This window comes from Kribbella qitaiheensis (assembly GCF_014217565.1).
Lineage (GTDB): Bacteria > Actinomycetota > Actinomycetes > Propionibacteriales > Kribbellaceae > Kribbella > Kribbella qitaiheensis_A.
The window spans coordinates 7255987-7273071 of sequence record NZ_CP043661.1 but is presented as its reverse complement, the minus strand read 5'-3'; the positions used below and the strand labels follow the sequence as shown (position 1 = coordinate 7273071).

Sequence of the window (17085 nt, the reverse complement as noted above, 5' to 3'; positions counted from 1 at the left end):
TGAGTGGAGCACGCGCGGTATACGCCCTGCCGGAGTACGCCAGGTGTCCGCTCCGCCGCGTGAGCGGAGTACCAGTTGTCCCCCGCCACGTGATCGGAGTATGTGGGGCGGGCGTGGGTTAGGGGCGGCGGCCGAAGGCGTCTAGCAGGCGGGATTGGGGGGATGCCTTGGGTGGGAGGGTGCCGCTGGGGCCGTCGCCGAAGGCGTTCATTTTTTGCATGTCGCCGAGGTGGGGCTCGACCATCGTCCAGAGAGCGTCGACCACGGAGTTGTCGAGGGTGGGGTCGAGGTGTGCGCCGATGGTCAGGTCCCAGGCGTGGACGACCAGCTCGCCTAGGCGGAAGCGGACGAAGGTGTCGTAGGAGATGTCGCCGCTGGGGTGGTGGAGCGGGAGAGTCTTGTCTGCGGCTGCGAAGGCGGCTAGTTGGTCCGCACCGGAAGCCTGTACGGCGGAGAGCGGGTTGTCGCCGAGTGGGTCGTCCAGGCCCGCGACGGCGTCGGCTGCGGAGGCGCCTGCCAGTAGCCGTACGGCGAAGAGGTTGCCGCCTGCGACGTGGCCTACAACCTCGCGGACCGTGACGTCGCAGGGCGTGGCGTTGCCCCAGGAGTCCGACGGTAGGGCGGCGACGATCCGCTCGAATTCAGCAGTGGCTGTCTCGAAGATATCCACGACGTCGGAGACTACCGGCGCTCCTGGGGCAGGGTCGGCAGTTCGCTCAGAGAGAGCGGCAGCCGTACTGCGGGCGGCAGAGGGCGCGCAGCCGGATTCGCCCGGAACGACTGGAGGATCAACGCGGCGAATCGGCGGGCAGCCGCGACCCGCATCTCCGGCGACTCCGCCCTGATCCCCTCGTTCGCGATCAGCACCAGGCTGACGTCCTCCAGCACGAGATCGTCGCGCAGCGAGCCGGCCTCCGTCACGCCCGCGGCAAGATCGTCCTGGTCAACTAACCCAGGCTGAGGAGTACGTACATAGGAACGGCCCCCACGCACCCTTACAGGTGGCATGGGGGCCGTTTCAGCAGCTGTCAGGCGAGCGCGGAGCCCGTCTTGTAGGAGGTGTAGGACTGGTTCCAGTCGGTCCAGCCGTTACCGGTCTCCATCTTGCGAGGGGTGCCGGTGACGACGATGGGGTCGCCGCGCAAGGTCTGGCCGAAGTACCACTGGGCGTCCTTGAGGCTCATGCCGACGCAGCCGTGGCTGACGTTGGCGGTGCCCTGGCTGCCGGACGACCACGGCGCGCCGTGGACGAACTCGCCGGAGCTGGTGACTCGCTGGGCCCACTGGACGTCGCTGATGTTGTAGTAGTTCGGGTCACCCGGCTTGATGCCGATCGTGGCCGCGTCCATCCGCTTCGTCCGGTACTTCTCCATGATGACCTTCACGCCGGAGCGGGTGGTGAACCCGTCCTTGCCGGCCGTGATCGGGACCGTCCGGACGAGCTTGCCGCCGATCGTCACCGTCATCACGTGCTTCTGGACGTCCACGTGGGAGACGACCGACTTGCCGATGGTGAAGCTGATCTTGCGGCTCGTCGAGCCCCAGATGTTGCCACCGGCGTTGACGCCCTGGGTGTTCACGTTGACGGTGACCGTGGTCCCGGCCGGCCAGTACTCCTTCGGCCGGTAGTTCACCTGCTTGCTGTTCATCCAGTGCCAGGTGCCCTCGACCGGGACCGAGGTGGTGACCTCGAGCTGCTTCTCGACGGCGGCCTTGTCGGTGACCGCGTGGTTCCAGAAGATCTGGATCGGCATCGCGACGCCGACCGTCTCGCCGTTCAGCGGGGAGACGGAGGCCTTCAGGCTGGTGCCCGCGGACAGCGTCGAGAAGGTCGAGTTGATCTCGACGCTCTTGCCGTCGGTGCCCTGGGCCGTTCCGGAGACGGTGTACTTCGCGCCCGGCTTCAGACCACCGGCAGAGGTCCACTGCGACTTCTCGGTGTTGAAGGTGCCGGTCACCTTGTCGCCGTCGTCGTCCTTCAGGGTGACGTCCTGAATGGTGCCGGCCGTGGTGGCCACCGTCACTGGCTTGTCCGGCCGTACTGCGGACGCACCCTTGGCCGGGATGATCTGGATGTTCGCAGCGGCGGGGTCCTCAGCCGGTTTGCTGCTGTCGTCACCGGGAGTGGTCGACCCGCCCGGCGTGGAGCTGCTCTGCGAGCCGCCGGCAGGCGGCGAGTCTGCCTTCGTGTCACTGCAAGCGGTGCCGACCAGCAGCATCGCGCAAATCCCCGTCACGGCCAGGCCGTGTTTCCGCACCGTACTACTGAACACCCTGAACTCCCCTGTGAACGATTTCCCGCCGGCCAAGGGTAGCTTGCCCGATGGTCATACCCACGCACTGCGACGTCACCAGCACGGCAGGGCCCCACGGCCCGCAGTACTGGTGACGGTTGGCAGAACGGTTTGGTTCGGTTTTTTACGAAATTGCCAGGTAGATCATCACCCGGCCGCACGCTCAGTGAGCGTGGTCACCGCGGTAGTACTCGAAGATGAAGCCGGACAGGGTGACGATGCCGATGCCGCAGCCGACGATGAACAGCCACCAGCCGAACACGACACCGAGGACGACCACCGCCAGCGTGCCGGCGCACCACAGCGGCCACCACGAGTACGGCGGGAAGAAGCCGAGCTCGCCGGCGCCTTCCACGATCTCGGCTTCCTTGCGGTCCTCCGGCCGGGCGTCCATCCGGCGCCCGGTCACGCTGAGGTAGAACGCCACCAGCAGGGAGAGGAAGAACGTCATCACCAAGGCGGTGGTGCCGGTCGGGTCCTCCGACATGAGCCAGTAGATCGGCGTGACGATGAGGACGAACACCGTCAGGATGCCGAAGACCCAGGCCTCAGCCTTCATACCTTGTCCTCCCCGTCCACGCCGGTACCGGCGTTGATGTTGCGTTCAAGATTCTCTACCCGGCCCTGATCCTCGCCGGCGTCCAGCAGGTTGTCCCGGGGCGCTCCGCTGTCGCCGTACTCCGCCATCGCGATCTCCGGGTGGTGCAGGTCGAAAGCGGGGCTCTCGGACCGGATCCGGGGCAGGCTGACGAAGTTGTGCCGCGGCGGCGGGGAACTGGTCGCCCACTCCAGCGATCGGCCCCAGCCCCACGGGTCGTCGACGCCGACCAGCGGCGCCTTCCGCGACTTGTAGACGTTGTAGAAGAACGGCAGCATCGACAGGCCCAGGATGAAGGCACCGACGCTGGACACCTCGTTCAGCGTGGTGAAACCCTCGTTGGCGCCGTACGACGCGTAGCGGCGCGGCATGCCCTCGACGCCCAGCCAGTGCTGGACCAGGAAGGTGGTGTGGAAGCCGATGAACAGCAGCCAGAAGTGCAGCTTGCCGAGCTTCTCGTCGAGCATCCGGCCGGTCATCTTGGGCCACCAGAAGTAGAAGCCCGCGAACATCGCGAACACCACCGTGCCGAAGACGACGTAGTGGAAGTGCGCGACCACGAAGTACGAGTCGGACAGCTGGTAGTCCAGCGCGGGCGAGGCCAGGATGACGCCGGTCAGGCCGCCGAACAGGAACGTCGTGAGGAAGCCGATCGACCACAGCATCGGGGTGTCGAACGACAGCGAGCCGCCCCACATCGTGCCGATCCAGTTGAAGAACTTCACCCCGGTCGGGACCGCGATCAAGAACGTCATGAAGGAGAAGAACGGCAGGTTCACCGCGCCGGTGACAAACATGTGGTGCGCCCACACCGCCACCGACAGGATCGCGATCCACAGCGTCGCGCCGACCAGGCCGATGTAGCCGAAGACCGGCTTGCGGCTGAACACCGGCAGGATCTCGGTGATGATGCCGAAGAACGGCAGCGCGATGATGTAGACCTCGGGATGGCCGAAGAACCAGAACAGGTGTTGCCAGAGAATTGGGCCGCCGTTGGCGGCGTCGAAGACGTGAGCCCCCAAGGCTCGATCCGCCTCCAGCATCAGCAGCGCGCCGGCCAGGATCGGGAAGGCGATCAGGACCAGGATCGACGTCACCAGGATGTTCCAGGTGAAGATCGGCATCCGGAACATCGTCATCCCGGGGGCGCGCATGGTGATCACGGTGGTAACGAAGTTGACCGCACCCAGGATCGTGCCCAGACCGGCCATCCACAGACCCATGATCCACAGGTCACCGCCGATGCCCGGCGAACGGACCGCGTTCGACAGCGGGGCGTAGGCGAACCAGCCGAAGTCGGCCGCGCCGCCCGGGGTGAAGAACCCGGACAGCGTGATCAGGCCGCCGAACAGGAACAGCCAGAAGCTGAACATGTTGAGCCGCGGGAACGCGACGTCGGGGGCGCCGATCTGGACCGGCATGATCACGTTCGCGAAGCCGACGAACAGCGGCGTCGCGAACAGCAGCAGCATGATCGTGCCGTGCATCGTGAAGAGCTGGTTGTAGACCTCTTCGTTCACGATCTGCAGACCCGGCTTGGCCAGCTCGGCCCGGATCAGCAGCGCCATCACGCCGGCGATCAGGAAGAAGACGAAGGAGGTGATCAGGTACAGGTGGCCGATCAGCTTGTGGTCGGTGGTGGTGAGCCACTTGACCGCGATCTTGCCCTTGCTGCGCCGCCTCGGCAGTACCGCGGTGGCCGCGATACCGCCTGTGCGCTCGGCGAAGTCAGTCACTTCCCGCCCTCCTGCTTCCCGGTCCCGGGAATGGTGGTCGCGTCCTGGCCACCGGTCGCGGCGCCGGTCTGGCCCCGGCGAGCGAGGTCCTCCAGGTGCGCCTTGTACTCGTCGGGCGTGACCACCTTGACGGTGAACACCATCCGGCTGTGGTAGAGGCCGCACAGCTCCGCGCACTTACCCGCGAAGGTGCCGGTCTTGGTCGGGGTCAGCTCGAGCTTGTTGGTGCGGCCCGGGATGACGTCCAGCTTGAAGTAGAACGAGGGCACCCAGAAGGAGTGGATGACGTCCGGGGAGGTCAGGTCGAAGTGCACCGACTCACCTTGCGGCAGCCACAGCTCGGCCGGCTTGTCGAGCGTGCCGGTCTCCCAGACGCCCTCCTGCCCGTCCACGGTGTCCTTGTAGTTGAAGGTCCACTGCCACTGCTGGCCGACCACGTTGATCGTGTGCGACGGGTGGTCCGACATCTCGGTGATCTTGTTGCCGTGCTCGACGGTGTAGAAGAAGAGCACGCCGATGATGGCGAACGGGGCCAGCGTGTACAGCACCTCCAGCGGCAGGTTGTAGCGCGTCTGCCGCGGTGCGTCTTCGTTGCGCTTGCGGTAGCGGACGACCGCATAGAGGATCAGGCCCCACACCATCACGCCGATGACGAGAGCCGCGATCCAGGCGCCGATCCAGAGGCTCTTCATCGCCTCGGTCCGGTCCGAAGCGCCCTCGGGCAAACCGAGTCGCTTCCACTGCTCGTTGGTCTGCGACGAGCAGCCGGTCAGCACCAAGGTGCCCACCACTACCGCCGCCGGAACCAGCAAGCGTCGCTTCGCCGGACGTGCGGCGGCCGCGGTCTTCTCCAGACCAGCTGCGCGCTCGACTCCGGGCGTGCCGTTCGAACCCACGGGGCGCCTTTCCCTTCCCAGGTGAGACTGACGACAGAACACTACTGGACACCTCCGACGCTTCTGCGCATAGGTAGGGCTAGAGCATGTCTGCCCATCCGCTCCGTGCTGCGCGGCACTCGGTGGGCGTCTCGCCGCACTGGAGGAGGGGCAGACATGCTCTAGCGTTTCCCCTGTGATCCAGCGTGCCTATTTAGATGCCGCGTCATCCGAACCACTCCATCCCGCGGCCCGGGAGATGTTGCTGTCGGCGGTGGATTCCGGCTGGGCGGATCCCGCCCGGCTGCACCATGAGGGACGGACCGCCAGACTGCTGCTGGACAACGCCCGGGCGGTGCTCGCGGAGAGTGTCGGAGTACGCCCTGACGAGCTCTATCTGACCACCTCTGGCACGGCCGCGATCCACTCCGGCCTGGCCGCTGTGGCGGCCGCCCGGCGCCGGATCGGGCCCACCGTGGTGCACGCGGCCGTCGAGCATTCCGCAGTACTGCATGCTGCGGCTGCTGCCGGTACTGCGGTGGAGGTGGGCGTGGATCAGCTCGGCCGGATCGACCGGGACGCGTTCGAGGCCGAGGTGAGCAAGCCAGGGGTCGCAGTAGCCGCGTTGCAGTCGGCCAACCACGAGGTGGGGACGCGGCAGCCCATTGGCTGGGCTGCTGAGGTCTGCGCCAAGGCCGGTGTGCCTTTGTTCGTGGACGGCGCTGCCTCGCTCGGGCACGACGTAGTACCGGCTGGTTGGTCGGCGTTGACAGGCAGTGCTCACAAGTGGGGCGGGCCGGCCGGGGTGGGGCTGCTCGCAGTACGGAAAGGTACGCGGCTCGCACCGACGTGGCCTGTGGACGAACGCGAGGACGGCCTCTCCCCTGGGCATCCCGACGTCCCAGCGATCCTGGCTGCGGCTGCTGCCCTGCAGGCGCGGTTGACCGAGGCAGACGAGCTCGACAAGCAGCACCGCGCCTGGATCGACGAACTGCGGCAGCGGGTAGCGGCTGACATCTCCGACGTGGAGGTGGTCGGCGACCCTGACGATCGACTCCCCCACGTGCTGACGTTCTCCTGCTTGTACGTCGACGGCGAGGCGCTCGTGACGGCACTGGATGCCGAAGGCTTCGCTGTCTCCAGTGGATCAGCCTGTACGTCGAGCACGCTGCGCCCGTCTCACGTACTCGCCGCGATGGGCGTGCTCACGCACGGCAACATCCGGGTGTCGCTGGGGCGGACCAGCACGCATGATGAGGTCGACCGCTTCGCGACGGTGCTCCCTGGGCTCGTACGGCGGATCAGGGCGGAGGTGGGGATGTGACGCTCGACTGCCGCGGCATGCTCTGCCCACTCCCCGTGATCAAGCTCGCCCAGGCGCTCCCGGGGGTGGAGGTCGGCGACACGATCACAGTGCTCGCCGACGACCCGGCTGCCGCCATCGACATCCCCGCCTGGTGCCGGATGCGCTCCCAGGAACTCGTCTCCGCCACCGACGAGCAGTACGTCGTACGCCGGCTGAGCTAGTTCAACGACGTCATCACGGCCGTGCTGGGGCCGGAGTGGAAGGCAGTACGTTCTCAGGTGTGACCACTGCCGAGGAACTGGTGTCGAAGGCCGAGCGGATCGCAGTACTGACCGGTGCGGGCATCTCCACCGCCTCTGGCATCCCCGACTTCCGCGGTCCGCAGGGCGTCTGGACGAAGAACCCCGAGGCGCAGGCGATGTTCGACATCGACTCGTACGTCGTCTCGCGGGCGGTCCGGGTCGAGGCGTGGAAGTTCCGCCTCGCGGCGCCCGCGTGGACCGCCGAGCCGAACGCCGGCCACCTCGCCCTCGTCGACCTCGAACGCCAAGGCAGGCTCACCGGCCTGACCACCCAGAACGTCGACGGACTCCACCAGAAGGCCGGCTCGTCACCAGGCCTGGTCCACGAGCTGCACGGAACCGTCCGGTCCGTCGACTGCCTGAGCTGCGGCCGCCGCATCCCGATGGCCGACGTCCTCCGCCGCCTCGAAGCCGGCGAGGAAGACCCGGCTTGCGAGGTCTGCGGCGGCATCCTGAAGTCGGCGACCGTCTCCTTCGGCCAATCGCTCGACCAGACCGTCCTCGACGCCGCGGTCGCCGCCACCCGCTCGGCAGACCTCTTCCTCGCGATCGGCACCTCCCTCCAGGTCTACCCAGCCGCCGGCCTCTGCGACATCGCACTCACCGCCGGCATCCCACTGCTGATCCTCAACGCCGACCCCACGCCGTACGACGAGGAAGCCACCGCGCTCGTCCCGGACCCCATCGAGATCGCCCTCCCCGCCCTGATCAGCTGACCGATCCCGCTCTCCCGGCCGCCGCTCGTCACCTGACCGCGACCTTTGAGGCCTTCCGCGAGGCCGAGGCCCGGGTTAGCGTCCGAGCAGTTTGTGCTGCCTTTTGGGAGGGGTCCCGTGATGAGTAGGTCTGTCATGCGACGGATGACCGCGGGGGTGACCGCGGCTGCCATGGTCGTGCTCGGCCTCGGTACTGCGACCGCTGCGCCTGCTGCGCCTGCCCAGGTCGTCGCCGAGCGGGTGATCACCGTGGCGGGGTCGTTGCAGAGCGAGCTGGGCTGTCCTGCCGACTGGCAGCCGTCCTGTGCGGCGAGCGAGCTCACCCAGGGGACCACAAGTACGCAGTACGGGCGGGTGTTCGACGTGCCCGCCGGAGCGTACGAGTACAAGGTCACCGTCAACGGCGGCTGGGACGAGAACTACGGCGCGGGCGGCACCCTCAACGGCGCGAACATCCCGCTGCGGCTCGAGGGCCCGGCCAAGGTTCAGTTCAGCTACGACGACACCACCCACCTGGTGACGGTGAAGCCTGTCGATCTGGCCGGTGGGTTGACCGCGGCAGACAAAGCGCTCGCGAGCCCCAGCCTGCGCAAGGACCTCACCAAGGAGCGGTTCTACTTCCTGATGGCGGACCGGTTCGCCAACGGGAACAAGTCGAACGACGCGGGCGGCCTCACCGGCGACCGGCTCACTACCGGTCTCGACCCGACCGACAAGGGCTTCTACCACGGTGGCGATCTGACCGGCGTGATGCAGAAGCTCGACTACATCAAGTCACTCGGTACGACGAGCATCTGGCTGACGCCGTCGTTCAAGAACCGGCCGGTGCAGGGCGAGGGCGCGAACGTGAGCGCCGGGTACCACGGCTACTGGATCACCGACTTCACCCAGATCGATCCGCACCTGGGCACGAACGCGGACATGCAGAAGCTGATCACGCTGGCGCACGGCAAGGGGATGAAGGTCTTCTTCGACATCATCACCAACCACACCGCGGACGTGATCGCCTACCAGTCCGGCCAGTACGGCTACATCCCGAAGTCCACCAGCCCGTACAAGGATGCCGACGGCAACGTCTTCGACGACAAGACCTACGCGGGCGGCGACACCTTCCCGCCGCTGGACCGCGACACCTCGTTCCCGAACGTGCCGATCTTCAAGACGCCGGCCGACGAGACCGTCAAGGTGCCGGCCTGGCTGAACGACCCGACGCTCTATCACAACCGCGGTGACTCGACCTTCGCCGGTGAGTCCGCGGAGTACGGCGACTTCGTCGGGCTGGACGACCTGTTCACCGAGCAGCCGAAGGTCCGCGACGGCATGATCGACGTGTACAAGACCTGGGCCGAGCTCGGCATCGACGGGTTCCGGATCGACACCGTCAAGCACGTGAACATCGAGTTCTGGCAGAAGTTCTCGCCGCGGATCCTGGCCGCCGCGAAGGCGAAGGGCACCAAGAACTTCTTCATGTTCGGTGAGGTCTACGACGCCGACCCGAAGTTCATGTCGACCTACACGACCCAGGGCGCGCTGCAGGCCACGCTCGACTTCGGTTTCCAGCAGAACGCGGTCCAGTACGCCGAGGGCAAACCGAGCACCCAGTTGCGCGACCTCTACGCGAACGACGACTACTACACCGACGCGGATTCGAACGCCTACCAGCTACCGACGTTCCTCGGGAACCACGACATGGGCCGCGTCGGGACCTTCATCAAGCAGAGCGGGGCGAACGGCCAGGAGTTGCTTGCCCGCGACAAGCTGGCGCACTCGCTGATGTACCTGACCCGCGGGCAGCCGGTGATCTACTACGGCGACGAGCAGGGCTTCACCGGCCCTGGCGGTGACAAGGACGCGCGGCAGGACATCTTCGCGACCAAGACCACCGACTACGTCGACGACGAGGTTGTCGACGGCAGTGGGACGACGACGATCGGCAGCAAGGACCGGTTCGACGTCAATGCGCCGATGTACAAGCACATCGCCGGGTTGGCCAAGCTGCGCGCGCAGTACCCGGCGCTGGCCGACGGCACCCAGGTGCACCGGTACTCGTCGAACACTTCCGGGCTCTACGCGTTCAGCCGGTTCGGGGCTGACCGCACCGAGTACCTGGTCGTCTCCAACAACGGGACCACTGCCAAGTCGGCGACCGTTCCGACGTACATGAAGGACAGCCGGTTAAAGCCGATCTACGGCGGCGGCGGTCAGCTCAAGACCGACCGTGAGGGACGTGTGCTCCTCACTCAGGGCCCGCTGTCAGTGACGGTCTACCGGGCCACTACGACCCTGCCGCATCGTGCCAAGGCGCCTGCGGTCTACATGAGCTTGCCGGAGCCGGGCGCCTCTCTTGGCGGCCGTGCGGAGATCGCCGCAGCCGTGCCGGAGAACACGCCGGTGACTGTGACGTTCGGCTACCGCCCAGTCGGTACTACGGCGTGGCAGCGACTCGGGTCGGACGACAACGCGCCGTATCGCGTGTTCCACGACGTCAGCGGGCTGCCGAAGGGGACCCTGCTCGAGTACCGCGCCGTACTGCGGGATGCCTCGGGCAACTACTCCGTGTCGGGCTCCTACGGCATCGTCGGCGACGCTCCCACGCCTGGTGGAGGCGGTGGCACCGGCCCGGTCACCCAGCCGGCCAACGTCAGCGTGCCCGGCGACCACAACAGCGAGATGGGTTGCCCTGCTGACTGGTCACCGGACTGCGACCAGGCGCAGCTCACCCTGGACCCGAAGGACAAGGTGTGGAAGGGCACCTACACGCTCCCCGCTGGAGAGCACGCCTACAAGGCAGCGATCAACAAGTCGTGGGACGAGAACTACGGCGCCGGCGGTGCCTTGAACGGCGCCAACATCTCCTACACGGCTCCTGCTACGCCGGTGACGTTCTACTACGAGCACGGCAGGCACTTCGCCACCTCCAACGCGGAGGGGCCGATCATCACCCTGCCGGGCTCGTTCCAGTCCGAGCTGGGTTGTCCCGCCGACTGGACACCGGACTGCATGCGGCCCTGGCTGACCGACCAGGATGGGGACGGTACCTACACCTGGTCGACGACGGAGATCGGAGCGGGCAGCTATGAGGCGAAGGTCGCGCACAACCTGTCCTTCGACGAGAACTACGGAGCGGGCGGCGTCAAGGACGGCGCCAACATCCCGATCACGGTTCCGGGCGACGGGCTGGTCGTCACCTTCTCGTACGTGCTGGCGTCACACGTGCTGACGGTGACCACGGCCAAGCCGGGTGCACAGCCCGACCTCAAGCAGGCCAAGGCGTACTGGGTCGGGCGCGACCTGGTCGCAGTACCGGCTGTGGCTCATCCCGAGCGGTCTCGCTGGCGCCTGCATTCGTCGCTGACGGGTTCGCTGGCTGTGGACGCGGACGACATCGGTGGTACGTCGGCCGGGCTCCGCGTGGATCCGGCGGGGCTTCCGGCTGCTGTGCTGGCGAAGTTCCCCCGGCTGGCCGGTTACACGGCGCTTCGGTTGGATCATGCTGATGCCGGGAAGATGCTGAAGGGGCAGCTCGGCTTGGCGCAGTACGACGATTCCGGGCGATTGCTGGATGCGACCGGCGTACAGATCCCTGGTGTGCTGGACGACGTGTATGGCTCGGCCGCAGGGCGCTCGTACGGCGTGACCTGGCGTGGTGGGGTGCCGCGGTTCACGCTGTGGGCGCCGACCGCGCAGAACGTCGTACTGCTCGTCGGCTCTTCGCACGTCGCCATGAAGGCCAACTCGGACGGCTCCTGGTCCGTGGAAGGCAGGAGGTCATGGGCAAACGCTCTCTACCGTTTCGAGGTGACGGTCTTCGCGCCGAGCACCGGCAAGGTGGAGACGAACGTCGTCACCGATCCGTACTCCGTTGCGCTCACCACCGACTCGACGTACTCCGTCGCGGTGGATCTCGACAGCTCAGCCGGGAAGCCCGCTCTCTGGGCCGGTACTCCGTCGCCGAAGCTCGCTCGCGGTGTGGACTCGACGATCTACGAGCTGCATGTGCGGGACTTCTCGATCAGCGACTCGACCGTGCCGGCCGCGCACCGCGGGACCTATCTCGCCTTCGCGGACGAGGGCAACGGCACGAAGCACCTGCGAGCGATGGCCGCGGCCGGGCTGAACACGGTGCACCTGCTGCCGACCTTCGACATCGCGAGCATCCCGGAGAGCGCTCACTCGGATCCCGCGTGTGATCTCAAGTCTTATGCACCGGATTCTGAGGAGCAGCAGGCTTGTGTGGGTGCGGTCGCCGCGACCGACGGCTTCAACTGGGGATACGACCCGTACCACTGGCTCGCGCCGGAGGGCTCCTATGCGACAGCGGCCGCGCGGGATGGGCTGGCTCGCGTGGCGGAGTTCCGCACGATGGTCGGCGGGCTGCACAAGTCGGGTCTGCGCGTAGTACTGGATCAGGTCTACAACCACACCCCTGCCAATGGTCAGGCGCCGACTTCGATTCTCGACAAGGTTGTCCCCGGCTACTACCAGCGGCTGAACGCTGTCGGCGGGGTCGAGAACTCGACCTGCTGCAGCAACGTCGCCACCGAGCACACGATGGCCGAGAAGATCATGGTCGACTCGACCGTCTCGTCGGCGAAGAACTATCGCGTCGACGGGTTCCGGTACGACCTGATGGGGCACCACAGCAAGGCGAACATGCTCAAGGTGCGTTCCGCTCTGGACAAGCTGACACTGGCCCACGACGGCGTGGACGGCAAGAAGATCTACCTGTACGGCGAGGGCTGGAACTTCGGTGAGGTCGCGAACAACGCGCTCTTCGTCCAGGCCACGCAGGGCAACCTCGGCGGCACCGGGATCGGGACGTTCTCGGACCGGATGCGCGACGCGGTTCGCGGTGGCGGTCCGTTCGACGACGACCCGCGGGTCCAGGGCTTCGGCTCCGGCGCAGCCAGCGACCCGAATGGCGCCGCGATCAACGGAACTCCCGCCGAGCAGGCCAAGCGGCTCGCTCACGACACCGACCTGGTCCAGCTCGGACTCGCGGGCAACCTTCGCTCGTTCACGTTCAACTCGGCGGACGGCGGCGCCGTCGTACGGGGTGATGGGGTCGACTACAACGGCTCCCCCGCCGGGTACGCCGATCAGCCGGACGAGGTGATCAGCTACGTCGATGCCCACGACAACGAAACTTTGTGGGACTCGCTCACCTACAAGCTGCCCGCTTCCTTGCCGATGGCCGACCGGGTCCGGATGAACACGCTGTCCCTGGCAACGACCGCACTTGCCCAGACGCCGTCCTTCTGGCACGCCGGCGCGGACCTGCTCCGCAGCAAGTCCCTCGACCGCAACTCCTACAACTCCGGTGACTGGTTCAACCCCCTCGACTGGACCGGCGCCGACAACGGCTTCGGCCACGGCCTGCCCCTCAAGGCGGACAACGAAGCCAAGTGGCCTTTCATGAAGCCGCTGCTGGCCAACCCGGCCCTGAAGCCGTCGGCCGCTGACGTCGCCACGGCGTCCGCTGCCGCCGCCGACCTCCTGAAGCTCCGCTTCTCGACGCCCTTGTTCCGTCTGGGCTCGGCGACCCTCATCAACCAGAAGGTCACCTTCCCCCTCAGCGGCACACCGTCGGCCAAGCCCGGCGTGGTCACCCTGCGCATCGACGACACCATCGGCTCCAACGTCGACCCGTCACTCAAGGGTGCCCTCATCGTCTTCAACACGACCAGCTCACCCGTCACCCAACAGATCACGGCGCTCGCCGGGCAACCGCTCACCCTCTCCCCCGTACAGGCGAGCGGCTCCGACCCGATCGTCAAACAAACCACGTGGGCTTCATCCACCGGAACAGCGACAGTCCCCGCCCGCACCGTCGCAGTACTACTCCAGCACTAGGGGACGCGGACGACGAGGGCGGCGGGGTCTACCGAAGCGGTAAGGGTGGTGCCTTCGGGGATCTCGTCGCCGTCAAGTTGGCGGCGGACCGGGGTCGGAGTACGGAGCCGGATGGTCCGGCCGGTGAAGCGTTCGATGTGGCGGCCCTCCTGGACGGATTTCGCGACCAGGCTCAGCACCAAGCGGGGCCAGTGAGTCAGGCGGCGGGGGGCGAGGACGACCAGGTCGATCAGGTCGTCGTCGGGGCGGGCATCCGGGAGGAGCGGGATGTTCGCCTGCAGGGTGCCGACGTTGCCGATGACAGCGGTGCGGGCGCGGCGGGTGAAGGGCCGACGGTCGTCGATGGTGATCTCGACGGTGACGAACGGGTGGTTGAGGTTCTTCAGGGTCGAGACGATGTACGCCGCCCAGCCGACGCGTTTCTTCAGCTCGTCGGGGGCGTCCGCGATGATCGCGGCGTCGAGGCCGAGGCCTGCCATCACCACGAAGCGGTCGGTCCCGAGCTCGTCGCCCTCGACCTGAACGCTGTCGATGCGGCGCTCGGTTCCACCCAGTACCTCGACGAGCGCGATCTCCAGATCCAGCGAGATGTCCAGGTTGCGCGCGAGCAGGTTGCCGGTCCCGACGGGGAGCACCGCGATCGGGATCGCAGTACCGGCCAGCTCGGCGCAGACCACCCGGACCGTACCGTCCCCGCCGGCGACCACGACCAGGTCGACCGTCTCCTCGATCGCCCGCTTGGCCATCGAGATGCCCGGATCGTCTTCGGCGGTCTCCAGCCAGAGGGTGTTCGTGAAGTCGTGTTTGGTGAGTGCCACGTCGACGATCGATTGGAAGTCTTCCGGCACTTTGACCGGATTGAGGATTACAGCGGCTCGCAAGAGAGTTGTCCGTCCCGGGAGATAACGTCTGAGGAATGAGCAGCCTTCCACGGAGTACGCCAGAAGCACAGAGTCTGTCAGCCGACGCGCTGGACTCGTTCGTCGCCGCGCTGGATGCCTCGGAGCAGGAGATCCAGACAATGGTCCTGGTTCGGCACGGGCAGATAGTGCTGGCAGAAGAGTGGGCGCCGTACCGGCTGACCGATCGGCACATGCTGTTCTCGGTGTCGAAGAGCTTCACCTCGATGGCGATCGGGCTGCTCATCGGGGCCGGGCAGCTCTCGCTGGACGACCAGGTGATCTCGTTCTTCGGCTCCGACGAGTTGCCGGAGAAGATCAGCGACAACCTGGCCGCGATGAAGGTCCGGCATCTGCTGACGATGACCACCGGGCATTCGGAGGACACCGTCGAGCGGCTGACCCGGGACCGCCGGATGGTCGGGATCTTCCTCGGGCTCGAGGTCGAGGTCGAGCCTGGGACGCTGTTCGTCTACAACAGCGGCGCGACCTACCTGCTGTCGGCGATCCTGCAGAAGGTGACCGGCGAGACACTGCTGGACTATCTCCGGCCGCGGCTGTTCGAGCCACTCGGCGCGACCGAGGCGACCTGGGACTCGTCGCGGGAGGGGATCACGACCGGCGGCTGGGGGCTGAATCTCAACACCGAGTCACTGGCGAAGTTCGGGCAGTTGCTGCTGCAGCGCGGCGAATGGGACGGGAAGCAGTTGATCCCGGCCGAGTGGGTCGACGCGGCCACCAGCAAGCAGGTGCCGAACGACAACCAGGACAACCCGGACTGGAAGCGGGGCTACGGCCTGCAGTTCTGGCGAGCGCGGCACGGGGCGTATCGCGCGGACGGAGCGTTCGGTCAGTACTGCCTGGTCTTCCCCGAACAGGACGCGACCCTGGTCATCACCAGCGCCTCCGCCGACATGCAGGCCACCTTGGACATCGTCTGGGAGCACCTCCTGCCGGTCTTCGAAGGGGCCACCGGTGACGGGACACAGCGACCGACGCGATTGCAGATCTTGCCGCCGAAGGGTGCTGTGCCGACCGGCAACGGCCGGACCTACCGCTTCGAGCCAAACCAGGCGATGTTGGTCTCGGCCCGGCTCGACGCGGACGGCACCGGAACGTTCACTTTCTCGACCACGGCCGGGCTGTGGGAGACCGCCGTCGAGAAGTCCCAGGACATCGTCTGCGCACCCGGCGACTGGCGTGAGTCGACCGACGAGCTGACCGATCCGCCGGCGCGGATGGTGACCAGCGCGTACGCCGACGGCGACGCGTTCGTGGCGACTTTCCGCTACCTGGAGACGCCGTTCGCGGTGACGATGACCTGCCGCACGGACGACGACGCGTTGGTGATCGACGGCCTCAACAACGTCGGCTTCGGCCCCGCGACCTACACCCTGCGCTCCACCTGACCACACTGTCGCTCAAGGCAACAGGATGATCTTGCCGGAAACGGTATGGGACTCCGCCAGCGCAAGCGCGGCGGCCGCTTCGTCCAGCGGGAAGCGGGCGGCGACGTTGGCCTTCAGCGTGCCGTCCGCCAGCAGTTCGAACACCGCCCCGAGGTCCTCCTCGAGGTGTTTGCGGAAACGGGCCGGGCGCAGCTTGTGCCCGGCCCAGAGGTCGTAGAAGGTGGCGCGCCGCCCGTTCGGAAGCAGGTTGTACAGCAGCACCTGACCGAGCGCCTTCGCGAAGGGCAGCACCAGCCCACCGGAGCCGCTCACGCCGGCGATGATCGCGTAGCCCACCAAGGTGCCGCCTGGCGCGAGCAGCCCGAACGACACTCGCGTCATCGGACCACCGACGTTGTCGAACACCGCGTCCACTCCACCCGGCGCCAACTCCCGCACGCGGTCGGCGAGGTTCGGGTCGTTGTAGTCGACCGGCTCGACACCGATCGTCCTGAGCGCGTCATGGTGTCGCGGTGACGCACCACCGATCACCCGGACTCCCGCCCGCTGCGCCAGCTGGATGAGGATTCCGCCCACTCCACCGCTCGCCCCGTGCAGCAGGATCGTCTGACCTGCCCGGACCCGGGCGGACCGATGCAGCATCTGCCACGCCGTCACTCCGTTGACGACGACTGTTTCGGCCTCGGCCGGGTCGAGCTCGGCCGGTACGACGATGCTGTCGCGCGCCTCGACCAGGACATGGGAGGCCCAGCCGCCCGTCTTCGTCATGGTCGCGACCCGTTGCCCAACCAGCGAGGCGTCATCCGCGGCGCCGGCCCGCAGTACAGTGCCGACCAGGTCGTAGCCAGGAACGAACGGGAACGCCGGCTGACCGAAGTACCGGCCTCTGCGCATCGCCTGCTCGGCGTACGAGATGCCGGTCGCCTCCACTGCTACCAGTAGCTGCCCGGGCTGAGGCGCGGCGACCTCAGCGGTCTCGATCAGCAGCCCGTCCGGCTCGACCAACCCGGGCAGAACAACTCTTGTGGCCTGGACTGCGTTCATGATTTCTCCTCGCTCTTGTGACTGACTGATCAGTCACGTCTTGATCCGAAAAA

The 17085-nt window shown here is 66.9% G+C and carries 13 protein-coding genes; 5 read left to right on the top strand and 8 right to left on the bottom strand.

The features are described from left to right. Positions 1-118: 118 nt before the first annotated feature. The 6 genes from F1D05_RS34490 to ctaC form a co-directional block, all read right to left on the bottom strand. Positions 119-670 (bottom strand): TIGR03086 family metal-binding protein, encoded by a 552-nt coding sequence (locus F1D05_RS34490; RefSeq protein ID WP_185444477.1) that lies wholly within the window; start codon positions 668-670, stop codon positions 119-121. 11 nt (positions 671-681) lie between these two features. Then, positions 682-921 (bottom strand): hypothetical protein, encoded by a 240-nt coding sequence (locus F1D05_RS34485; protein WP_206685957.1) that lies wholly within the window; start codon positions 919-921, stop codon positions 682-684. Positions 922-1028: 107 nt separating this feature from the next. Beyond that, positions 1029-2273: a L,D-transpeptidase gene (locus F1D05_RS34480; protein WP_246486202.1), complete on the bottom strand. Its 1245-nt coding sequence runs from the start codon at positions 2271-2273 to the stop codon at positions 1029-1031. Positions 2274-2457: 184 nt separating this feature from the next. Further along, on the bottom strand, positions 2458-2853 hold the full coding sequence (locus F1D05_RS34475) for a cytochrome c oxidase subunit 4 (RefSeq protein ID WP_185444476.1): 396 nt from the start codon (positions 2851-2853) through the stop codon (positions 2458-2460). Next, positions 2850-4598, bottom strand: coding sequence for an aa3-type cytochrome oxidase subunit I (gene ctaD, locus F1D05_RS34470; protein ID WP_206686433.1), 1749 nt, complete (start codon positions 4596-4598; stop codon positions 2850-2852). Before ctaD ends, F1D05_RS34475 begins: the two co-directional genes overlap by 4 nt. A 26-nt stretch (positions 4599-4624) precedes the next feature. Then, entirely contained in the window at positions 4625-5524 is a 900-nt protein-coding gene (gene ctaC, locus F1D05_RS34465) for an aa3-type cytochrome oxidase subunit II (RefSeq protein WP_185444474.1), read from the bottom strand. Between the two features lie 175 nt (positions 5525-5699). On the opposite strand from ctaC, the gene F1D05_RS34460 reads away from it, so the two are divergent. The 4 genes from F1D05_RS34460 (at position 5700) to pulA (ending at position 13680) form a co-directional block, all read left to right on the top strand. Continuing rightward, entirely contained in the window at positions 5700-6827 is a 1128-nt protein-coding gene (locus tag F1D05_RS34460; protein WP_185444473.1) for a cysteine desulfurase family protein, read from the top strand. Beyond that, positions 6824-7030: a sulfurtransferase TusA family protein gene (locus F1D05_RS34455; RefSeq protein ID WP_185444472.1), complete on the top strand. Its 207-nt coding sequence runs from the start codon at positions 6824-6826 to the stop codon at positions 7028-7030. Before F1D05_RS34460 ends, F1D05_RS34455 begins: the two co-directional genes overlap by 4 nt. Before the next feature lie 59 nt (positions 7031-7089). Then, complete coding sequence (locus F1D05_RS34450; RefSeq protein ID WP_185444471.1) at positions 7090-7827, top strand: SIR2 family NAD-dependent protein deacylase; 738 nt, start codon at positions 7090-7092, stop codon at positions 7825-7827. Between the two features lie 120 nt (positions 7828-7947). Continuing rightward, positions 7948-13680 carry a pullulanase-type alpha-1,6-glucosidase gene (gene pulA, locus F1D05_RS34445; RefSeq protein WP_185444470.1) on the top strand — a complete coding sequence of 1911 codons (5733 nt, stop codon included), beginning with the start codon at positions 7948-7950 and terminating at the stop codon, positions 13678-13680. Here the strand turns inward: pulA and F1D05_RS34440 are convergent. Beyond that, complete coding sequence (locus F1D05_RS34440) at positions 13677-14561, bottom strand: diacylglycerol/lipid kinase family protein (protein ID WP_246486201.1); 885 nt, start codon at positions 14559-14561, stop codon at positions 13677-13679. The genes pulA and F1D05_RS34440 overlap by 4 nt on opposite strands. 35 nt (positions 14562-14596) lie before the next feature. Between F1D05_RS34440 and F1D05_RS34435 the strand changes: the two genes are divergently transcribed. Further along, entirely contained in the window at positions 14597-15988 is a 1392-nt protein-coding gene (locus F1D05_RS34435) for a serine hydrolase domain-containing protein (RefSeq protein ID WP_185444468.1), read from the top strand. A gap of 12 nt (positions 15989-16000) precedes the next feature. On the opposite strand, the gene F1D05_RS34430 is transcribed toward F1D05_RS34435, so the two are convergent. Beyond that, positions 16001-17032, bottom strand: a complete 1032-nt coding sequence (locus tag F1D05_RS34430) for a medium chain dehydrogenase/reductase family protein (protein WP_185444467.1) — start codon at positions 17030-17032, stop codon at positions 16001-16003. Between the last annotated feature and the right edge of the window lie 53 nt (positions 17033-17085).